The following is a 19,341-nucleotide window of genomic DNA, read 5'->3' on the forward strand; positions in this document are numbered from 1 at the left end:
CCTTAACATTCTGTTGTATGCCAAAAACGGCTGCGCGATCCCGGGGGATGCGCAGCCGTTTCTACTTGATGTCTATCGGGCACTATAGTGAATAGATTCACAACCGCTCATGCCTTAATTAGCTTATTTGCGTGGAAGCGGGGAGAGCTTCTCGGCCTGTAGGCCCATCTTCTTCAGGAGAACAATCATCTGTTCCTTCTCTTCATCGCTCAGTCCGCTGAAGGCAAGGTGCAGACGTTCCGAATATTTCGGATACATCTGATTCATCAGACGTTCGCCCTCTGTAGTCAGCTCGGCAAAAATAACACGGCGGTCACTCGGGCAAGGCTTACGCTGCAGGTAGCCGCGTTCTTCCAGCTTGTCGATGACATAAGTGACGTTGCCGCTCTGCAGCAGCAGCTTGGCACCGATCTGCTGGATCGGCTGTGGTCCCTTGTAATAGAGAACCTCCATTACGGCGAAGGCCGTAGGGTTGAAGCCCTCAATCTTGCTTCCGGTGACGGCATGCTCGTTAATGCTCTTGAAAGACTTGGCAAAAACCCGGTACAAATGCAGTGTCAACTGAGTATCGCGTTCATAGGATTGTATCATGCTTCTCCACCTCTATTGTTAATCGTACGGGCTTAACCGCACGGTTTGGAATACTTTCCTTCCATATCTAGCTTTACAATACGTCAAACAAAGAATGAAGAACATGTCATTTGTCACAATAAGCACACTTTTAATTATAAAAAATTGAACAATCTTTTGAAGGTGCGGGTGAAGGTGAATTTTTTTGCAGCAAAGGCCGGTGTGGTGTTATGATCGCATTACTATGAAGGTTATTTAGGAGATGGAGATTGATATGGAACAGACAGAGGGCTCAGAGGGACTGCGGACCGGGAAGCGGAAAGAGGACCTGATCAGCAAGTATTACGAAGAGGATGAGGACGACGAGGGTATCGTGCTTGATGTGGTGATTGAGGAAGCGGGCTATGAGGCAGGCGATATCCGGATATCGGGAATTTCCTTCCAGGTGCGGAAGGGCGAGCTGCTTGGACTGATCGGACCGAACGGAGCCGGCAAAAGCACAACAATCAAGACGCTGCTCGGTCTCCTGAAGCATGCCAAGGCCCGGGTGAAGCTTGGCGGCGAGAACCAGTCCTATGCCTACGTGCCGGAGCAGCCGGTATTCTACGAGGACCTTACGCTGTGGGAGCATCTGGATCTGGCTGCCGCTGCCTATGGCCTCAGCTATGAAACCTTCGAGTCCACAGCGGAGAAGCTGCTGGTACAGTTCGGTATGACTAATGTGCGTAATGATCTGCCGGCGGGCTTCTCCAAAGGGATGAAGCAGAAGATGATGCTGATGTTAGGCTTCCTGGTGCAGCCTGATGTATATATCGTGGATGAGCCGTTCATCGGGCTTGATCCCAGAGCGACCAAGGACTTCCTGCGTTTGCTTGAAGCGGAACGGGAACGCGGAGCCGGTGTGCTGATGTCCACGCATGTTCTGGATACAGCAGAGCGGATCTGCGATAACTTTGTACTGATCTCCGGAGGCCGGATTGCTGCCGAAGGCACACTGGAGGCTATACGCGTGGAGGCAGGGCTGCCGGAGGGGTCGTTGTTTGATTGCTTCGACGAATTAACATGAGCCGGAATTCATTTGCGTTCCCTACGGCAGGCAGCCTCTTCCGGCGCAGGCTGGCCTCCCATTTCCGCGAGCAGACCAATATTATCCGTACGGCGGTAGACTGGACCGTGCTGCTGTATATCATCATCCCGGGGGGCTTGCTTGGCGGACGCTTCTACTATGGCTTCTGGAAGGGGGAGCTTCCCGCCTGGTTCAGCCATATACCGTATATTCTTGTGCCTTCACTGCTGGCTGTTCTGCTGGCTACCGGAGGGATTGTGCTGCTGCTGCAGGAGGGGGATCTGCTGTTCCTGCGGCAGCGGCAGAGCTGGATACGCACGATCATCAGGCGGGGCATGCTCTATAGCCTGACCGTAACGGCGCTGAAGGTAGTGGTAATCTTCGGTGTTCTGCTTCCGTTCCTGATTCGCGGCTATGGTCTAAGCGCGGCAGGGGTCTACGGTCTGCTGGCGCTGACCATAACCTGCGGCTCTGCCGTTAAGTTGCTGGGCCATCTCGTCAAGGTGCAGCGGCAGGGCTTCCGGCGGCGGCTGTGGCTGATACCGGCAGTAGCCCTGCCGTGCGGGATCTACCTGCGCCTGGCCCTCTTCTGGAAGGACAGCCCGGCGCTGCTGTTCATTGCTGCCGCCGTATACGCGGCAGTGACAGTCTGGGCATTCAGCGTCCGTCTGCGTCTGCGCGGCACCTTCATGAATGATGTGCGCGAAGACTACCGGCAGCGGATGAAGATTGCAGCGATTCTGCTGCGCAGGGTGCTGGACAAGCCGCGGCCAACGCGGTATAAGCCGTGGATCTTCCGCAAATCGCAGCCGCTGCTGGCCTCGAAGGAATCGGAGGGCCGCTTCGCGGCGGCAGCGATTAAGGCAATGCTGCGTAATCCGGCGCACTTCAAGCTCTATCTGTCGTTCACCGGGGTGGCGCTAGTGGCCATCTTTATTGTACCGGTCGTGCTGAAGTGGCTGTTATACGTTGTACTGACGAGCCTGATGGCCTATTGGCTGTCTTCCTTCTGGCTGCTTTTCTCCGGCGATGAGTATATCGGCATTCTGCCATTCACCAAAGTGCAGAAGGCGGATGCGGGCACCAAGGTGATGCCGATTCTGTTAATGCCCTTTGCGGTCCTGTGTTCTGCGCTTGTCTGCATTCCGGCTTATGGCTGGTGGGGAGTGCTGATCTTCATCCCCGTAGGTGCTGCGGCAGGAATCTGGATCGGCCGCATCTTCAGTGCGTTTAAATTTGCAAGATAACGGAAACAAGGGGCTGTCCCATAAGCCATGAAGTGGCTACTTGGGACAGCCCTCTATTTTGGAGTAAGGTCGACGGGGGCGCTTGGGTGGACGCTGCGTGAACGGACCGATGTTCCAATCGCTGTGGTCTCCAGATTTTTTGGATTCACCTTTGAGGTGAAAATCCGGAGACCAAGGCGACCGCTGCCGCTTTTCCACATTCGTTCCGTCCTCTCCGCTGTGTGAGCGGGATACGAAACCCCTTTTTCAAACACAAAAGAAATCGCCTTTTTGGTTAAATGGAGGTACTACCCAACCATTTCAAAAGGAGCGATTTCTTTGTGCATTATATAGTTCATGGACCCACTTTGCTTGCCAAAGGACCTCGAAGAAGGGATTTCTTCCACTTCCTCGTTCGAGTCGTGAATGCCGCGGTCAACTGTAATCCTTTCAGCTAAATCGCTATAGCTTACCCGCCCTGCTGCCCAGCAGCATGCTTACCTGCTGTATAGCCGGTGGAGAAGGCCGCCGTAATATTATAGCCGCCGGTGTAGCCGTGAATATCCAGAATTTCACCGCAGAAATACAGCCCCGAGGTCAGCTTGGATTCCATCGTCTTAGGATCAACCTCTTTGAGTGTTACTCCCCCGCCAGTCACGAAGGCCTCCGCCAGGGAACGTGTCCCATGGACCTGAACCGGCATCCGCTTCAGCAGGGCAGCCAGCGCCCCAAGGCCTGCCTTTGGCAGATGATGGCCGGTAATCTCCCCGTCCAGCCCGCTTTTCGCCAGCAGCAACGGAATCATGCGCTCGGGCAGCAGCCCCTTAAGCGAGTTGCGGATAGCCTTCTTCGGCTCCTGGTCAAGCTTGTTCTGCAGCAGGGCCTCGGCCTCCTGCGGATGCAGATCCGGGAACAGATCGATGGACATTTCCACCGTATCGCTTCCCGACTTCTGCTGAACCTGGCGCAGGAACTGGCTGCAGCGCAGCGCGATGGGACCGGATAAGCCGAAATGGGTGAAGATCATATCTCCCCGGTGGGAGATGACCTTCTTGCCCTTGGGGTTCCAGACGGTAAGGCTTACATCACGGAGCGATAAGCCCTGCAGCTCCCCGGACTTGATCCATTCCTCCCGCGAGAGGATGGGAACCTCTGTCGGGAACAGCTCCGTGATCGTATGTCCGGCAGCGGCAGCCCAAGGGTAGCCGTCGCCGGTAGAGCCGGTCTGCGGTACGGACTTGCCCCCGGTGGCGATGATTACAGCCTTCGCACTGAAGGCCTGGCCGGACTCCAGGCGGACACCCCGGACCGCCCCTTCCTCATACAGCACCTCCCGCACCGGGCTGTCTGTCAGGATCTGGACGCCAAGACTCCGCACTTTGCCAACCAGGGCGGAGACTACGCTGGCGGCTTTGTCCGTTACAGGGAACATCCGCCCGTTATCCTCTTCCTTCAGGGCGATCCCGAGACCCTCGAAGAACTCGATAATATCCCGGTTGTTGAAGTGGTCAAATGAGCTGTATAAAAAACGGCCGTTGCCCGGAATATGGGCGATCAGCTCCTGGGTCTCCTTAATGTTGGTGACATTGCAGCGTCCGCCGCCCGATATCCCCAGCTTGCGGCCAAGCTTGGCTCCCTTGTCTACCAGAAGTACGGAAGCGCCGTGTTCGGCTGCGGCGACGCTGGCCATCAGGCCGGAAGATCCGCCTCCGATGACGATTACATCATAGCTATTCATCTATCTGCTCCTTTGCTTATTGCGGCACTCTGTTAACGGAATCATACCACTTCCGGACAGAATGTATCCAGGCCCGGATCAAGTATAAAGTGATTATCGTTGTCAGGACTGCGCGGTTATGCTTTAATCTAAGTGGGAAAAGGCATCTTGTCCAATTTGAGGAGTGATTGCAATTATTTATGCGGTTAAGGATATTTTATTGCAAATATCGGCTGCTTGCATCTTCCTGCTTCTTTTTCAATGGAGGCTGGACCGGGGCCATCCTACACGCAGGAACAATAAGTTTCCGGACGACCAGACCTTTCTGATGTTCTGCTGTGCGCTGGGCATTACACTATGCATGGCATTATCCACTACCATGTTCGGAGTGGTCTATCTCAATCTGGCCATTCTTCCTGCATATATTGGAATCTTATATGGTAATCTGCGTTCCAGTGTGTACCTGGCGCTGTACTTCTTCTTCTGTACCGCACTGTTCTCGGTGCCCTCAGGCTTGGATCATCTCCTGCTGAATTCGGGAGTGCTGCTGTATCCGCTATTGTTCGGCATGGCGGGGCCGTTCAAGCAATCTGCACTATCCGTCAAAATTGGTATCCTGTGGGGCGCCTTGTTTCCCAGTATACTATTCATTGTCATTGTACCGAATATGCATGGCCGGAGCATCTTGAATACACCCCCCGCAGATGCCATTATGTTTGGGTTATATTTAATAACGGCCTTAATTCTCGGCGCTCTGTTTATTCTCTATATTGACAGGGCGTGGGACAGGCTGCAGGTGAAGATCCGAATGCAGGGAATCTCCGACAAATTCCAGTGGGAATCCGAGAAGCTGCAGCAGATTACGAACGTGGTTCCGCTGAATATTATAGAGTTTGATGATAACGGATATGTGACGGCGCTGAATGAATATATGCTGAATCTGATTCAGCGGCACTTCCCCCAGTTGACCCGGGAGATCCTCTTGTCTCAGCCGGCGCTTCCTATCTTTCGTGAGTGTATGGACCAGACGACCTTAGACCAATTAGAGGGAATTCGAGGGAACAGGCAGCGTTCCAATGCCAAGATCAGGGTTAATTCGATGACCTATCATATTTTCACTGCACCGCTTGAGCATGAATCGGGGGTGCCGGGCGGAGTAATCATGATTATTCAGGATTTGACGGAAGAGGAGAAAATGCGCAGTGAGCTTGATAACGTCGAGCGTCTGTCGCTGGTCGGACAAATGGCTGCCGGAATTACGCATGAGATCCGTAACCCGATGGCGGTGGTACGCGGATTCCTGCAGCTGATGCGGGAGAAGAGCCCGGAGGATCTGCATTCCTATTATCATATAGTCCTGGTGGAGCTGGACCGGGCCAACAGCATTATCAATGACTTTCTGTCGCTGGCCCAGACCCGCGTGTCGGAGAAGGAGCTGGCCCTGCTGCAAGGCATTATGGAAGAGCTTACACCGCTAATCTGGGCGGATGCCAATCTGCGCGGCCAGAGCGTTGAGCTGAAGCTTAGCCCCTCCATGCCGCCGCTGCAGCTGAACGTCAGAGAGATCAAGCAGCTGATTCTGAATCTCGCCCGCAACGGAATGGAAGCGATGGATGCCAAGGGAGTGCTGACGCTTGCGGCCTGCGAACATGAGGATACCGTGCTGCTGATTGTCACAGATACCGGAAGCGGTATCCCAGAGAGCCAGCTCAGCCAGCTGTTCACCCCGTTCTTCACCACCAAAAGCCAGGGGACAGGTCTTGGCCTGCCGCTCTGCCTAAGTATTGCCGAACGGCATAACGGATCGATCCGCGTTGAATCGGAAGAGGGGGCCGGGACGTCGATCATCGTCACTTTTCCGGTTGAATCGAGAGCAGGGGCCGTTCGGAAGCCTGTTTACATGTAGAGGATTCCGGCGGGGCGGGGTATAATTTAGGGCGGCGTAGTACCTTGCCGGAACAGGCCGCTTCTCTTGCTTTCGCAGAGTATGTATGTATAATAAAGTTAGCAAGTAGTGCAGTAACGCGGCAGTGTTATCCGGGTTCTGACGATTATCCAATCCAAGTGGTGAAGGAGAGTGCAGAGAAATGTCCATGTCTTTTAATCAATATATGAGAGATTCTATTCAACCTATGCGCGACGATCTGACAAGCATCGGATTCCAGGAGCTGTTGACTCCGGAGGAAGTTGAAGCGGCTCTTCCGGCCGCCAAGGGAACTTCACTTGTGGTCGTTAACTCCGTATGCGGCTGTGCCGCCGGACAGTGCCGTCCAGGGGTGGCCCAGGCGCTGCAGAATGAGATTCTGCCCGATCACCTGTTCACCGTATTTGCCGGCCAGGAGAAGGAAGCTACCGCCAAAGCGCGTGAATTTTTCGCTCCATATCCGCCATCTTCCCCTTCCATCGCACTGATGAAGGACGGCGAGCTGGTTCATTTCATCGAACGTCACGGCGTAGAAGACCGTTCGGCCGCTGAGATTGCTGCGGAGCTGAAGGAAGTCTTCAATCGTGTGTGCCAGTAATAACATGCTCAACCAGTAACAGCATCTTCAATAAGTAATGATCCCGCATCAGCCATCCTTCAGCCGGAGGCTTGCTCATGCGGGATTTTTTCTAATATAAGAAACGGGGTGTGACCTGTGAGTCTACAAAAAGAGATTATTGCAGCATTGGGGGTCAAGCCGGTAATTGATACCGGTGCGGAGGTACGCAAGCGCGTGGATTTCCTGAAAGCATATGCGCTGCAGGCGGGTGCCAGAGGTCTGCTGATTGCGATTAGCGGGGGCATAGACAGCGCAGTGGCTGCGGGTCTGTGCAAGCAGGCAACGGACGAGCTGACTGCTGAGGAAGGCAAGGAGTATATTACACTCGGTGTATTCCAGCCTTACGGCGAGCAGGAGGATATCGAGCACAGTTATGCGGTAGCCAAGGCGTTCGGGCTGACCCATACGGTGGAGACGAATATCGAGGAAGCGGTGAACGAGATCGCCCTTGAGGTCGAGCATAGCCTGAAGGCTCTGGACCAGCACAAGCATATTACCCATCAGAACAAAGGGAATGTGAAAGCGAGAACGCGGATGGTTATGCAGTATGCGCTCGCCTTTGAGAACAATCTGCTGGTCGTCGGTACAGATCATGCCTCTGAAGCCATCACGGGATTCTATACCAAGTGGGGCGATGGGGCGGTCGATATTACCCCGCTGTCTTCCCTGAACAAACGTCAGGTGCGGCAGCTGGCTGCGGCGCTTGGTGTTCCGGCGGACATCGTGACCAAAGCGCCAACGGCCGGCCTCTGGCCGGGCCAGACGGATGAGACGGAGCTTGGAATCACCTATGAGGAGAACAGCGATTATCTTGAGGGGAAGACGGTCCGCCCTGAAGCGGCTGCGAAGCTGGAGAGCTATTATCGCAGAACGGCGCATAAGCGGGGGAGTATTCCAGGGATCTAAGAGGGTTATGCCCAGCCGCCGGGGAGCTGCTTCTTATGCAGACGCTCCGGCGGTTTTTTGAGAATATAATGTATATGGCTCAAAATACAAGGCTACGCTACTCCGCCAGCACCCGGGTGATGAACTGCGCACTGGCGGCAATCGCCTGTTCCAATTGCGGAGTCGTTCCGGCAAAAGGATGGACGGTGCCGAAGGTGTGATTGCCGCCCGGGATTTGTATCCATTCGATGTCCGGCCGCAGCCGGGTTAATTGGTCGGAGCCGCGCCGCAGATGCTCGCCGTCCGCACTGCCTTGAATCAGGACTACAGGGAAGCTGGCTTGTTTCATCCGTTCGATAATATTGTAACGTTCCGCCTGCTGCTCCAGATCTTCAATAATGATGGCATTCAGCGGCATTTGCTGGCCGGTCCGTCCATTGAGCACGTGGGTCTGGCCCTTGTCTCTCATCTCACGCTTCTGTTCCTCGGTGAACAGATCCAGATTGGTGGTCCCGTTCCAGGAGATGACACCGGTGATCTCTGCAGGATGATCCAATGCATAGAGCAGAGAGACCCCGCCGCCGCGGCTATGGCCTAACAGGAAGACAGGCAGGCTTCCGAACCTGTGATGCTGGCTCAGATAAGAGAGCAGGATCTCCATATCCTTGATCTCACGCTGGTAGGTATTGCGGGCGAACTTATCAAGCTCGGTGAAATTCTGCAGATCCTCGCCGATTCCGGCGTGGGAGAAGTTGAAGCTGATCACTTCATGCTCATGGCTGAGCGCTTCTGCTGCATAGGGGAACATACCCCAATCCTTGAAGCCTTTGTAGCCGTGAGCGATGATCACAAGACTCTTGGCTTCGCCTTGAGCGGGGAAATGCGAGCAGCGAAGGACCGCATCCTCTCCTGCGGGTAATTCAAAATTACGGGGCATAAAGTATTCTTCCTTTCTTTATGGGGAGTTACCCATAATAGACTTTAGCTTGTTTTTCTTTTAAGATAGCAGAAAGCTGGCGCTAAGACTATTATTAATATTTGGTCAAGAGCAGACAGGCTTCACTGTTACAGGAGATCTGTTGCTGATATAGGAAGATCATATCATTAGACGCAGGGTATGGATAGAAGGTAATGTGAGAGGGTCAATGAATGCAGAGCCAGGGAAGGTGTGGGAGCTTGATTTATGGAATCGGGCATGATGTGCTGGAAATTGAAAGGATTACCGAGATTGCTGATGGCAGCTTAGGCAGCCGGTTCACGCGGAGAATTCTGACCGGGCAGGAGCTGGTACTGGCCGCAGGCAAGGGCGCTAAGACAGCGGAATTCATAGCCGGACGCTTCTCGGCCAAGGAAGCGGTCGTCAAGGCGCTCGGATGCGGAATCGGCCATCTCGTGGGCTTTCAGGATATTGAGATTCTGCCGGATGCCTTGGGTAAGCCCGTAGCCACACTGTCGGCAGAGGCCTGGTCCCGGTTGCGGCTGCCGGAGCAGGAATATACGATTCATCTCACGATTACCCACACCCGCGCACTGGCCTCGGCATTCGCGGTGGTGGAGAGAACAGTGTAGATAAGAAGTACTAAAGAAATAAACAAAAAGCAAAAGAAGCGGAGGGGAAATTTGGAACTGTAGGAGCGGTAGCGTCCGCCTGAAAGCTTTCCGTAGGAAAGCTAGCTTCGGAAGCATCAGCAGTCACCGGAGTTCTACCGCTTAATGCGGTTCAAATCAAGAAATCTGGTGATGGGCAGCGGCCGGAAGTCCAAATGTTCACCGCAGTGACGATGAAGATTCAAGTTCAAAACTTAGGTGCTTTTATATAGATTATTATAGGAACGGCAAGGAGATAACGATGACAACAGATGAGAAGCATGTAGAGACCCGGCAGGAAGCCAAGTTATTCTTCAGCCGGTTCCTGCTGGAATGGTATCACATCCAGAAGCGGGATTTGCCGTGGCGTCGCCACCGTAACCCGTATTACATCTGGATCTCGGAGATTATGCTGCAGCAGACCCGTGTAGATACGGTGATTCCTTATTTCAACCGGTTCATTGAGCGGTTCCCAACGGTGGAGGCACTCGCGGATGCACCGGAGGAAGAGGTGCTGAAATGCTGGGAGGGGCTTGGCTACTACTCGCGTGCCCGGAACCTTCAGCATGCGGCGAAGCAGGTGAAGGAGAACTACGGAGGTCAGGTGCCGGATGACCGCGATGCTGTATTTGGCCTCAAAGGCGTAGGCCCGTATACGGCGGGGGCGATCCTGAGCATCGCGTTCAACCGGCCGGAGCCAGCGGTGGATGGCAATGTGATGCGGGTATTATCCCGGTATTTCCTGATCGAGGATGACATTGCCAAGGGACCGACACGGGTGAAGATGGAGAAGCTTGCCGCCGAGCTGATTCCCGAGGGGGAGGCGGGCAGCTTCAATCAGGCGCTGATGGAGCTTGGCGCGCTGATCTGCACGCCGAAATCACCGCGCTGCCTTCCGTGCCCGGTGATGGAGCACTGCGCCGCGCGGCTGGCGGGCTGCGAGGCTTCGCTGCCCGTCAAGACCAAGGCGAAGCCGCCGCGCCCGGAGGAGCGGCTGGCTGCCCTGGTGGAGGGCCGCGGCGAGCACGCGGGCCGGGTGCTCATCCGGCAGCGACCGGCCAGCGGGCTTCTGGCCCGCATGTGGGAGCTGCCGCATTGGCCTGCGCCGCCTGCTGAGCCAGGCGGCGGGAGCGGTGCGCTGCTGCCGGAAGCGGCAGCGCTGGACCGGCTGCGCCGGTCCATGAGCCAGGCCGGGATTCACGCCCGGCCTGAAGAACACTGGATGGCTGCGGAGCATACATTCAGCCATATTGTGTGGACCCTGCAGGTGTACCGCTGCAGGGAAGAGGCGGTGCTGCCGCTCGCAGCAGAGAGCCGCGCGGTGTACCTGGCGGCTCCTGCCGGGCGCGGCGACAGCGCAATGGCGGTGGACGCCGACGCTGCGCAAGCAGCGGCACAGCCGCAGGCAGCCGCCCTGCAGGCGGACGAGCAGCCGGCGCTGTTCGACAGCGGGGATGCCGCAGCCGATGCGGCAGACAGCGGAGCGCTGCGCTGGATCAACCGTGAGGACATGGCGAATTACGCCTTTCCGAACGTTTTTCTCAAGCTGCTGAACAGCTATTTTGAACAATAAGGAGACAGGGGGGGCCCTCCCCCGGTTACCAGATGCGGAAACCAAAAACAGGTTCACCCCATGCCCTTACGGCAGAGGTGAACCTGTTTGCTTAGATCATCCCTTATGGATGAACTGGCTTATTTCGCGCTTTCGTAACGTTTGCCGACTTCTTCCCAGTTCACTACGTTCCAGAACGCCTTGATGTAGTCAGGACGTTTGTTCTGGTAGTTCAGGTAGTAGGCATGCTCCCATACATCGAGGCCGAGGATTGGAGTTGCGCCTTCACTGACCGGGTTATCCTGGTTAGGTGTGCTGGTAACGGCAAGCTTGCCGTCCTTCACCACTAGCCAAGCCCAGCCGCTGCCGAAGCGTGTAGTAGCTGCAGTAGCGAAGTCTTCCTTGAATTTGTCGAAGCCGCCCAGCTCGCTGTCAATAGCAGCAGCCAGTGCGCCGGTTGGTGCGCCGCCGCCGTTCGGTCCGATAACTTCCCAGAACAAGGTGTGGTTGGCATGTCCGCCGCCATTGTTGCGGACAGCAGTGCGGATAGCTTCCGGTACAGCGTTCAGGTCAGTCAGAAGCTCGTCGATGCTTTTGTTTTGCAATTCAGGTGCCTTTTCCAGTGCGGCGTTCAGGTTCGTCACATAAGTGTTATGGTGCCTGTCGTGGTGAATCTCCATCGTCAGAGCGTCGATGTGTGGTTCAAGAGCGTTGTTCGGATACGGAAGTGCCGGTAATTGAAATGCCATGGAAAAATCCCTCCTGATTATATGTTGGTTTTGGTTATATATCCTTGAGATACTCCTATTAAAACGTATCTGGAACAATAATGCAACACTAAATAAACATTATTGTTTAAAAAGTATTTTCTCAAACCCAAACTCACGGAAAGTGTTAAGCCTGTGTTAAAATGATAGGGTCCCCTAATTAGGGACGTTTATCCTATTGAAATCTCCTAATACATGTTAAAAATGAAACTATATTGAATGAAAACGCTTCATATCAAGCGCTTTCAAAAGAAAAATGGTGAAAACACGAGAAAAGTGTGCTTTAATAGATTTAAAAGCAGGTATTCCTCGGTTTTTGATGCTTTTTCCACTTTATACTGTTATGGAAACTCCTTCTTTTTGTAAAATCATAAGCCATAGAAAAGGGAGACTTGAAAGTATGCACGTTCGTTCCTTTCAATTAAGCGACGTTACTCCAGTGACTGAATTGCTGCAGACCGCATTATCGGAAGAATGTTTCGAGAGCACGATCGAGCCTTTCTCCAGGCAGCTTTCATGGGATTCGGATCTCATTGTAGTTGCAGAGGAAGAAGGAGAAATCATCGGTGCGCTGATTGGTACGATTGAGAAGAATCACGGCTGTTATTTCCGCATTGCCGTCCATCCTGATTATCGCCGCAGAGGAGTCGGCAAGAGTCTTGTAACGGCTATGGAGAACAGATTTCAGGCGCGGAAGGTCAGCGGTATCTATGTTGCCGTGGATGAACACAATTCTTTTGCAATGCCGCTCTATGAAGCCATGGGTTATGATGAGAACCAGATCTTCAAATCCGTACGCAAGCTGAGCATTGTCGGGTAACTTGTCCTTTGAGCCGGTGCTGTAAGCGGAAACAAATGTCAGAGTAGAGAACTATTGCAGGGCGGATACCTCCGGTTATATGGTTAATCCTGCATAGTCTGTTTCATTATACTAAAGCATATCTTCCCTATGTCCATTGCAAATGGGCGGGAGATATGCTTTTCTATTGTTAAGGACCTGATAACCCAATCGAAGCAAGTAGGTGGACTATGAACCGGGAGCTTGAAGAAGAACTCATGCGAAGCCGCAGACAAAGATACAGATCGGTTACGCATAACAAGTCCAGACAATCCAAAAGAACGTGGATCAGGGATATCCGGGAGTGGATCATCACTGCGGGAATTGTATTCGCGGTCATGTCACTGCTTAATATTTATGTGTTCAATGTGTCTACGGTGATAGGCCAGTCCATGCAGCCTACCCTGTATCAGGGAGAGAAGCTGATTATCAACAAAATCGCCCTGAGCTTCGGGAACCCGGGCCGCGGGGAGATCGTTGTTCTGCATGATCCCAGTACCGGACCGGACCGCAAGGAATATCTGGTCAAGCGGGTGATTGGCATTCCCGGCGATATTGTCGAGGTGCGGGACCAACAGCTCTACGTCAACGGCAAGCGGGTGGAGGAGCCTTATATAGATACCTCTATTGAAGATCCCGATTTCAGCGGGCTGACCGTACAGGAGGGAACCTACTTCGTGATGGGGGATAACCGTCATGCCGGAGCCAGTAAGGACAGCCGTTATTTCGGCCCTGTTGCCAAGGACAGTATCGTGGGCAAGGTCTCCCTGATCTGGTGGCCTATCTCTAAGATGAAAGCCCTGTAGACTGAATCAGATTCCAACTATAAAGGAGAGGCGGACATGAATTTCAACATCCAGACATCCTACGCTCCGCCTCCTTCCAGGTGGGAGGAGCTTAAGGCTGAGATTAAGGCGGCTGCGCCGGCGCTCGGTATTGATGATATCGGGTTCACTACGGCGGAGCCGTTCCTATATTTGAAAAACATTCTTCAAGAGCACAGAGACAAAGGGTACGAATCCGGCTTCGAGGAGCCTGATCTGGATAAACGGACCGTTCCTGCCCTCCATTCGGGAGAGCAGCCCCTCTCCATCATTGCCATTGCGGTGGCCTATCCGTCCAAAATGGAGAACCCGCCCAAATCCGAACCGGGTGCGCGCAGAGGCATATTGGCCCGGGCCTCCTGGGGCCAGGATTATCATCATGTCCTCCGTGAAGCGCTGGCGAAGCTGGAGAGCTTCATCCGGGAGCGTGTCCCGGATGCCGTGCTTGAGAGTATGGTAGATACGGGAGCGCTTGTAGACCGGGCTGTAGCGGAGCGGGCAGGCATCGGCTTCAGCGCCAAGAACTGTGCCATTATCTCGCCCAAGTGGGGATCGTGGATCTATCTGGGGGAGATGGTGACGAATATCCCGCTTCCTCCGGATCAGCCTGTGCAGGAGGGCTGCGGAGACTGCACCAAATGCATCGACGCTTGTCCTACAGGCGCATTGGTCGGTCCGGGACAGCTCAACGCCCAGGCTTGTATCTCCTTCCTGACCCAGACCAAGGGCTTCCTGAGCGATCACTATATGACCAAGATCGGTAACCGGCTGTACGGCTGTGACACCTGCCAGATTGTCTGTCCGCATAACCGGGGCAAGAATTGGGACCACCGTCCGCAGCTCCTGCCTGATCCGGAGGTGGTCAAGCCGCTGCTGATGCCGATTCTGGATCTCAGCAACCGCGAATTCAAGGAGAAGTTCGGCAGCAGTTCGGCTGCATGGCGCGGCAAAAAGCCGATCCAGCGCAACGCAATCATCGCGCTCGGCAACTTCAAGGAGGCTTCTGCCGTGCCGAAGCTGACCGAAATTCTGCTCCGGGAGCCGCGGCCGGAGATGCGCGGGACGTCTGCCTGGGCGCTCAGCCGTATCGGCGGCAGCGAAGCGCTTGCGGCTGTGGAGCAGGCGCTCCAGAGTGAAGAGGATGCTACCGTGCGCGGGATGCTGGAGCAGGCCCGGGACAAGCTTCTGGAGCAGGAGGCGGCAGGCGGGAGATGACCCGGATCACGGGATTTGCCAATTGCTGTCCAGTTGTTGAAATGCTATGATAGATTCGCGTGCCTGAACAGGGTATTGCCAGACAATCGAGTACAAAGGTGGATTACAGATGAATATTGCATTGCCTATTATTACACTTGTTGTAGGTCTGATCGGCGGATTCTTTATCGGCGTGTATTATCTGCGCAGACAGATGACAACGATGCAGAATGATCCTGAAATGCTGCAGAAGGTTGCCAAGCAAATGGGGTATAACTTGAACGGGAAGCAAATGCAGCGTGCCCAGCAGATGATGAAGAACGGCAATCAGCCGGGGCGTGCTCCTGCAGCGGGCAGAGGACAGTCCCGCAAGAAGTAATAATTGTGATGGTATGAAATAGATAAGAGTCAACTGCGGGTGCGGAAGGGGGAGCTTCATGGGGGGCATCAAGGAGTACAAGAACGGGAAGGTTTCTGTAAACCGGGAGCAGATTGAGTATCATGTGGAGAAAATTCTGGAATTAATCGGTGAAGATACCAGCCGCGAAGGCCTGCTGGAAACACCGGCCAGAGTGACCCGGATGTATGAAGAGATATTTGGCGGGTATTCCATTGATCCGCGCGAAGCGCTGGGTGTAACCTTTGACGAGTCTCATGAAGAGCTGGTCATAGTGAAGGATATTGTCTATTACAGCCAATGCGAGCATCACATGGCTCCGTTCTTCGGCAAAGTGCATATCGGCTATGTCCCCAGCGGACGTATTGCCGGACTCAGCAAGCTGGCCCGGCTCGTAGAAGCGGTCAGCCGCCGGCTGCAGGTGCAGGAGCGTATCACGGCCCAGATTGCCGACATTATGACGGAGGTGCTGAATCCGCACGGTGTCATGGTCGTAGTTGAAGGGGAGCATCTGTGCATGTGTGCCCGTGGCGTGAAGAAACCGGGCAGCAAGACCGTCACGATGGCAACCCGGGGCAGCTTCCGGGAGGATGCCGCTGCCCGGGCCGAGTTCCTGGCCCTGATCAAAGAATAAGGCCAGGCAACCCTGCCTGACCCAGAACTGTAATGATCTAAGCCCGCTTGCCACTTCGACAGTGGCGGCGGGCTTTTTTTCGATGTCGGCTCAGGCTGAATCAAAAGGGCTGCCAGACCAGCTTGCGGGCGGCGCCATACCGCTCGGCAACATAAGGCCAGTTCACGACCTTCCACCAGTCCTGGATATAATCGGCGCGGTTGTTCTGATGCTTGAGGTAATAGGCATGCTCCCACACATCCAGCGCCAGCAGCGGAACCACATCCCACTGGGACAGGTTCTGATGTTTCTCGGCTGTCAGAATTTCCAGCCTGCGGCTGCGCGGGCTCCAGACCAGAATGGCCCATCCGCCGCCCTCTACTTTATTGACAGCTTCAGTGAACTGAGCCTTGAAGGCATCATAGCTGCCGAAGCTGCGTTCTATGGCATCCAGCAGTGCTCCAGTAGGGCGGCCGCCGCCCTGCGGGGACATCACGTTCCAGAAGATAGTGTGCAGATAATGGCCGGCCCCGTTGAAGGCAAGCTCCCGCTCCCAATGCTTAACCAGATCGTAATCGCTCTTCATCCGCGCTTCCGCCAGCTTATTCTCCGCCTTATTCAAGCCGTCTACATAACTCTGATGATGCTTGTCGTGATGAATGATCATCGTCTTCTCATCAATATACGGTTCCAGCGCGTTATAAGCATAAGGCAGCGGAGGAAGAGTATGCCCGCCGATAGGAACGGGACCTGCTTCACGGGATTCCCATAACGGAACCGCAAAGCTGCCTGTCCCCTGAAGATTCTCCCCGCCAACAGCCGAGTCAGCTGAAGGAACGGGTTCATTCTGCCCGGGCGGATTCATCCGCATCATCCCGGCCCCGTAGTCCGAAGGCGTCAGAGCCGCAAGCACGGCCAGGAAATATTCAGATTCCCGGATGAAGTGCAGCAGTGTCGTTCCTGCCAGGGGAAAGGCATTGACTGCGGCGCTGGCTTCCTTCATGGCTTTCAGGTGCCTGATGAATTCAGCAGACTGGTCGCAGGCCGTCTGCAGCAGCAGCCCGGTTTCGGCGGTTTGGCTTCCCTGGCCCCCGGCGTCCGGGGCTTGCTGAGCAGCCAGCAGGTGCTGCGCCGCCTGCTCTGTAGCCAGGAATACAATAGCCCACTCCTGAAGCAGCTTCACATAAGGCTCCTCCAGGCGCGGGATAATCTGGATTAATACCTCGGCATGTTCTTTCTCCTGTTTTTTCCAGAAGGCGATTTCCCCTAGAATCTGCACTGGCGGCGGTGCAACGAATACATATGGCATGATTTGCAGTCCTCCCGTCCTAAAGTTTCAACGCTCCATTATATGCCGGGGAGGGGCTGTTTATGAGACTGGCTGTGCTGAGAATTGCGGCCGCCTGCCGGGCTTACTGCTCAGCACAACAAATAAGCATGCACAGGACGTATCGCAAGATACATCTGAGCATGCTTAGGGTTAACGATAAAGTGCTTATTTGCTCGCGGTGGGGTTTCCGTGGTTGTTCCCGCTGATACTGGCCAATTGCACATTCCCCAGAAAAGCAGATACCCGGCGCAGATACTCACGCGGATGCTCACGGAACAGCAGTTCATGGTGGCTGTCTTCAACAATCCATGAATCCGAGTACGGATTGCTCTGGTTAGCGGCCAGCTCTTCGGCAATCGGATAAGGCGCCTTATCATCCTTGGTGCCATGCATGAAGAGTACCGGGAACGGGTAATCCTCAGATTTGACCTTGGAATAAGGAATCTGGTTGAGTCCTGTGCCGTTCAGCACCGGGAAGAGCATCTCCATAATCTCCAGCGAAGGCTGGCGGGGAAGATTAATATTCTGCTTGATATTATGGTACAGCGTGTCCGGCTCCAGCAGGAAGGTGCTGTCCAGAATCATCGCATCTACATCATCGGTTACGAGACCTGCCTGCAGTGCGGTTCCTGCGCCCATGGAGAAGCCCCAGACCACAATTTCGTCGGCTCCTTTGTCCTTGACGAATTCAATCGCTCCGAGCAGCTGCTGGGATTCCTTTTTGCCGCCGGTTGCGATGTCCCTGTCGGTCTTGGAGGCGAAGCCGTAGTCGAACATGACAACATTGAATCTCAGGCTGTGTGCATAATGGGCCAGATCATACATGGGAACCCAGCTCTCTTCGCGGTTCGCGCCGTAGCCGTGGCTGAAGATAATGGTTTTGGTTGCGCCTTTGGATGGAATATACCATCCCTGCATCATGCGGCTACCGTCTTTGGCCGGGAAAGTAATGTCCTCGTACGCTAGCCCCTTAGCCTGATAAGGATTGGAGTAGAGGGGGGCTACGGTAGGATTCGAGAGCACCCAGGCGATATAGGCATGCAGGGCGATGAAGCAGAACACGAAGAAGAAGAATACAGATAACAGCAGAGACACGACGATGTGCTTAATGCGTATCATCCGCAGTGAAATTAAACGTGATGAAGCGGGCTTACCCTCGTTAGGTATACGGGAGACCGGCGCACCGGGATGACTTGTTGCCAGATTCATAAGGTCCCCTCCTAAAAGTTTCTTCTTATTCAAAGCATAAATAGTTCATATATTTAATCGTAAATTTATGCCCTTACAAAGTCAATGGAATTAGGACTTTTGTAATGTAACTGTAAACTGCGGACGGCTTTTCCTGTGTGCTGAATATACTGGACTTTTTTTAGGCATTTGCACTAAGATAGGGTTATCATATTAAATATGTAACCGGGTTTCAATAGGTGAAACATGTGAAGGGGAGATCGGGGTGGAAGACCGGAAACTGACTGTACGCGCCGTAGAACGTGCGCTGGATATATTGTTGTGCTTCACTCAGGATAATGATTATGACCTGAGCCTGACTGAAATCTCCGCGAAGATCGGTCTGCATAAAAGCACGGTGCACCGCCTGCTGACTACGCTGGAGGAGAAGGGCTTCCTGCAGCGGGACGAAGGGACTGACAAATACAGGCTGGGCATCCGCATCTGGGAGCTGTCCACACATCTCCCGACGCTGAATGAACCGGCGGTGCTGCTGCTGCCGGCCATGGAACGGCTGCGAGACCGTCTGGGCGAGACCGTCAGCCTGTACCTGCGCGACAATCTGGAGCGCGTGCGCATCCAGGCTGTTCAGAGCCGGCAGGCCATCCGCCGTGTGGCGCAGATTGGCGCAAGGCTGCCGCTGTCTGTAGGCGCATCGAGCAAGGTGCTGGCCGCCTACGCGCCGCCGGAAGTGCAGGTCCGGCTGCTGGCCGACCCGGCATGGCCAGAGACCGTAGACCGTAGCCAATATCTTGAGCAATTGAAGGAGATTACGCGCTGCGGATATGCGACCAGCTTCGAGGAACGGGAACCAGGCGCGGCAGCGGTAGCCGTGCCTATTGCCGGCCGGGCAGGGGGAGTGGTGGCGGCTCTGTCGCTATCCGGACCGGTCAGCCGTCTGTCGCGGGAGACGCTGGAGGAATACGCCGTAATTCTGGCAGAGGCTGCAGCTGAAATGGGTCTGATGATGGGCTGAATAAGAGATTGTTGTGACCCTGGCAGGCT

General features: G+C 54.5%; 18 protein-coding genes and 1 pseudogene. 13 read left to right on the forward strand and 6 right to left on the reverse strand.

What is annotated here, in order from left to right; all coding sequences use genetic code 11:
* Positions 1-123: 123 nt before the first annotated feature.
* Positions 124-591, reverse strand: coding sequence for a MarR family winged helix-turn-helix transcriptional regulator (locus HQN87_RS26105; protein ID WP_173139273.1), 468 nt, complete (start codon positions 589-591; stop codon positions 124-126).
* 253 nt (positions 592-844) lie between these two features.
* On the opposite strand from HQN87_RS26105, the gene HQN87_RS26110 reads away from it, so the two are divergent.
* Together HQN87_RS26110 and HQN87_RS26115 are read left to right on the forward strand one after the other, a co-directional pair.
* Positions 845-1,636, forward strand: coding sequence for an ABC transporter ATP-binding protein (locus tag HQN87_RS26110; protein WP_173139275.1), 792 nt, complete (start codon positions 845-847; stop codon positions 1,634-1,636).
* A complete protein-coding gene (locus HQN87_RS26115; RefSeq protein ID WP_173139277.1) occupies positions 1,633-2,883 on the forward strand; it encodes an ABC transporter permease in 1,251 nt (416 codons plus the stop codon). Before HQN87_RS26110 ends, HQN87_RS26115 begins: the two co-directional genes overlap by 4 nt.
* A gap of 448 nt (positions 2,884-3,331) precedes the next feature.
* Here HQN87_RS26115 and HQN87_RS26120 read toward each other — a convergent pair whose 3' ends face one another.
* Entirely contained in the window at positions 3,332-4,600 is a 1,269-nt protein-coding gene (locus HQN87_RS26120; RefSeq protein ID WP_173139279.1) for a BaiN/RdsA family NAD(P)/FAD-dependent oxidoreductase, read from the reverse strand.
* Between the two features lie 163 nt (positions 4,601-4,763).
* Here HQN87_RS26120 and HQN87_RS26125 point away from each other — a divergent pair, with 163 nt between their 5' ends.
* The 3 genes from HQN87_RS26125 to nadE all read left to right on the forward strand — a co-directional run bounded on the left by HQN87_RS26125 (position 4,764) and on the right by nadE (position 8,028).
* The gene (locus HQN87_RS26125; RefSeq protein ID WP_367272807.1) at positions 4,764-6,485 is read left to right on the forward strand and encodes an ATP-binding protein; all 1,722 of its coding nucleotides are present in this window, start codon (positions 4,764-4,766) and stop codon (positions 6,483-6,485) included.
* 181 nt (positions 6,486-6,666) lie between these two features.
* Positions 6,667-7,101 carry a BrxA/BrxB family bacilliredoxin gene (locus tag HQN87_RS26130; protein WP_173139281.1) on the forward strand — a complete coding sequence of 145 codons (435 nt, stop codon included), beginning with the start codon at positions 6,667-6,669 and terminating at the stop codon, positions 7,099-7,101.
* Positions 7,102-7,218: 117 nt separating this feature from the next.
* Positions 7,219-8,028 (forward strand): NAD(+) synthase, encoded by an 810-nt coding sequence (nadE, locus tag HQN87_RS26135; protein WP_173139290.1) that lies wholly within the window; start codon positions 7,219-7,221, stop codon positions 8,026-8,028.
* 97 nt (positions 8,029-8,125) lie between these two features.
* Here nadE and HQN87_RS26140 read toward each other — a convergent pair whose 3' ends face one another.
* Complete coding sequence (locus HQN87_RS26140) at positions 8,126-8,944, reverse strand: alpha/beta hydrolase family protein (protein WP_173139292.1); 819 nt, start codon at positions 8,942-8,944, stop codon at positions 8,126-8,128.
* 239 nt (positions 8,945-9,183) lie between these two features.
* On the opposite strand from HQN87_RS26140, the gene acpS reads away from it, so the two are divergent.
* Both acpS and mutY read left to right on the forward strand, forming a co-directional pair.
* Entirely contained in the window at positions 9,184-9,576 is a 393-nt protein-coding gene (gene acpS / locus HQN87_RS26145; protein WP_173139294.1) for a holo-ACP synthase, read from the forward strand.
* A 280-nt stretch (positions 9,577-9,856) separates the two neighbouring features.
* Positions 9,857-11,167 carry an A/G-specific adenine glycosylase gene (gene mutY, locus HQN87_RS26150; protein WP_173139296.1) on the forward strand — a complete coding sequence of 437 codons (1,311 nt, stop codon included), beginning with the start codon at positions 9,857-9,859 and terminating at the stop codon, positions 11,165-11,167.
* A 119-nt stretch (positions 11,168-11,286) separates the two neighbouring features.
* Here mutY and HQN87_RS26155 read toward each other — a convergent pair whose 3' ends face one another.
* Positions 11,287-11,895: a superoxide dismutase gene (locus HQN87_RS26155; RefSeq protein WP_173139298.1), complete on the reverse strand. Its 609-nt coding sequence runs from the start codon at positions 11,893-11,895 to the stop codon at positions 11,287-11,289.
* A 418-nt stretch (positions 11,896-12,313) separates the two neighbouring features.
* Between HQN87_RS26155 and HQN87_RS26160 the strand changes: the two genes are divergently transcribed.
* The 5 genes and pseudogenes from HQN87_RS26160 to folE all read left to right on the forward strand — a co-directional run bounded on the left by HQN87_RS26160 (position 12,314) and on the right by folE (position 15,800).
* Positions 12,314-12,733 carry a GNAT family N-acetyltransferase gene (locus HQN87_RS26160; protein ID WP_173139300.1) on the forward strand — a complete coding sequence of 140 codons (420 nt, stop codon included), beginning with the start codon at positions 12,314-12,316 and terminating at the stop codon, positions 12,731-12,733.
* A gap of 209 nt (positions 12,734-12,942) precedes the next feature.
* Positions 12,943-13,557 carry a signal peptidase I gene (lepB, locus tag HQN87_RS26165; protein ID WP_173139302.1) on the forward strand — a complete coding sequence of 205 codons (615 nt, stop codon included), beginning with the start codon at positions 12,943-12,945 and terminating at the stop codon, positions 13,555-13,557.
* A gap of 36 nt (positions 13,558-13,593) precedes the next feature.
* A pseudogene (queG, locus tag HQN87_RS26170) lies at positions 13,594-14,775 on the forward strand (tRNA epoxyqueuosine(34) reductase QueG); the annotation flags it as partial.
* Between the two features lie 124 nt (positions 14,776-14,899).
* On the forward strand, positions 14,900-15,148 hold the full coding sequence (locus tag HQN87_RS26175; RefSeq protein ID WP_173139306.1) for a YneF family protein: 249 nt from the start codon (positions 14,900-14,902) through the stop codon (positions 15,146-15,148).
* A 58-nt stretch (positions 15,149-15,206) separates the two neighbouring features.
* The gene (folE, locus tag HQN87_RS26180) at positions 15,207-15,800 is read left to right on the forward strand and encodes a GTP cyclohydrolase I FolE (RefSeq protein ID WP_173139308.1); all 594 of its coding nucleotides are present in this window, start codon (positions 15,207-15,209) and stop codon (positions 15,798-15,800) included.
* A 100-nt stretch (positions 15,801-15,900) separates the two neighbouring features.
* Here the strand turns inward: folE and HQN87_RS26185 are convergent, their stop codons facing one another.
* Together HQN87_RS26185 and HQN87_RS26190 are read right to left on the reverse strand one after the other, a co-directional pair.
* Positions 15,901-17,088: a Fe-Mn family superoxide dismutase gene (locus HQN87_RS26185; RefSeq protein ID WP_173139310.1), complete on the reverse strand. Its 1,188-nt coding sequence runs from the start codon at positions 17,086-17,088 to the stop codon at positions 15,901-15,903.
* Positions 17,089-17,274: 186 nt separating this feature from the next.
* Positions 17,275-18,318: an alpha/beta hydrolase gene (locus HQN87_RS26190; protein ID WP_173139312.1), complete on the reverse strand. Its 1,044-nt coding sequence runs from the start codon at positions 18,316-18,318 to the stop codon at positions 17,275-17,277.
* A 244-nt stretch (positions 18,319-18,562) separates the two neighbouring features.
* Between HQN87_RS26190 and HQN87_RS26195 the strand changes: the two genes are divergently transcribed.
* Entirely contained in the window at positions 18,563-19,312 is a 750-nt protein-coding gene (locus tag HQN87_RS26195; RefSeq protein ID WP_173139314.1) for an IclR family transcriptional regulator, read from the forward strand.
* Positions 19,313-19,341: the final 29 nt, after the last annotated feature.

Origin of the sequence: Paenibacillus tritici (assembly GCF_013204885.1) — a bacterium.
Lineage (GTDB): Bacteria > Bacillota > Bacilli > Paenibacillales > Paenibacillaceae > Paenibacillus_AQ > Paenibacillus_AQ tritici.

Excerpts from the sequence above, each read along its gene's own strand:
- HQN87_RS26105 (WP_173139273.1), bottom strand. The coding sequence starts at position 591 with ATGATACAATCCTATGAACGCGATACTCAGTTGACACTGCATTTGTAC.
- HQN87_RS26110 (WP_173139275.1), top strand. The coding sequence starts at position 845 with ATGGAACAGACAGAGGGCTCAGAGGGACTGCGGACCGGGAAGCGGAAA.
- HQN87_RS26115 (WP_173139277.1), top strand. The coding sequence starts at position 1,633 with ATGAGCCGGAATTCATTTGCGTTCCCTACGGCAGGCAGCCTCTTCCGG.
- HQN87_RS26120 (WP_173139279.1), bottom strand. The coding sequence starts at position 4,600 with ATGAATAGCTATGATGTAATCGTCATCGGAGGCGGATCTTCCGGCCTG.
- HQN87_RS26130 (WP_173139281.1), top strand. The coding sequence starts at position 6,667 with ATGTCCATGTCTTTTAATCAATATATGAGAGATTCTATTCAACCTATG.
- HQN87_RS26140 (WP_173139292.1), bottom strand. The coding sequence starts at position 8,944 with ATGCCCCGTAATTTTGAATTACCCGCAGGAGAGGATGCGGTCCTTCGC.
- mutY (WP_173139296.1), top strand. The coding sequence starts at position 9,857 with ATGACAACAGATGAGAAGCATGTAGAGACCCGGCAGGAAGCCAAGTTA.
- HQN87_RS26155 (WP_173139298.1), bottom strand. The coding sequence starts at position 11,895 with ATGGCATTTCAATTACCGGCACTTCCGTATCCGAACAACGCTCTTGAA.
- HQN87_RS26160 (WP_173139300.1), top strand. The coding sequence starts at position 12,314 with ATGCACGTTCGTTCCTTTCAATTAAGCGACGTTACTCCAGTGACTGAA.
- lepB (WP_173139302.1), top strand. The coding sequence starts at position 12,943 with ATGAACCGGGAGCTTGAAGAAGAACTCATGCGAAGCCGCAGACAAAGA.
- HQN87_RS26175 (WP_173139306.1), top strand. The coding sequence starts at position 14,900 with ATGAATATTGCATTGCCTATTATTACACTTGTTGTAGGTCTGATCGGC.
- folE (WP_173139308.1), top strand. The coding sequence starts at position 15,207 with ATGGGGGGCATCAAGGAGTACAAGAACGGGAAGGTTTCTGTAAACCGG.
- HQN87_RS26185 (WP_173139310.1), bottom strand. The coding sequence starts at position 17,088 with ATGCCATATGTATTCGTTGCACCGCCGCCAGTGCAGATTCTAGGGGAA.
- HQN87_RS26190 (WP_173139312.1), bottom strand. The coding sequence starts at position 18,318 with ATGAATCTGGCAACAAGTCATCCCGGTGCGCCGGTCTCCCGTATACCT.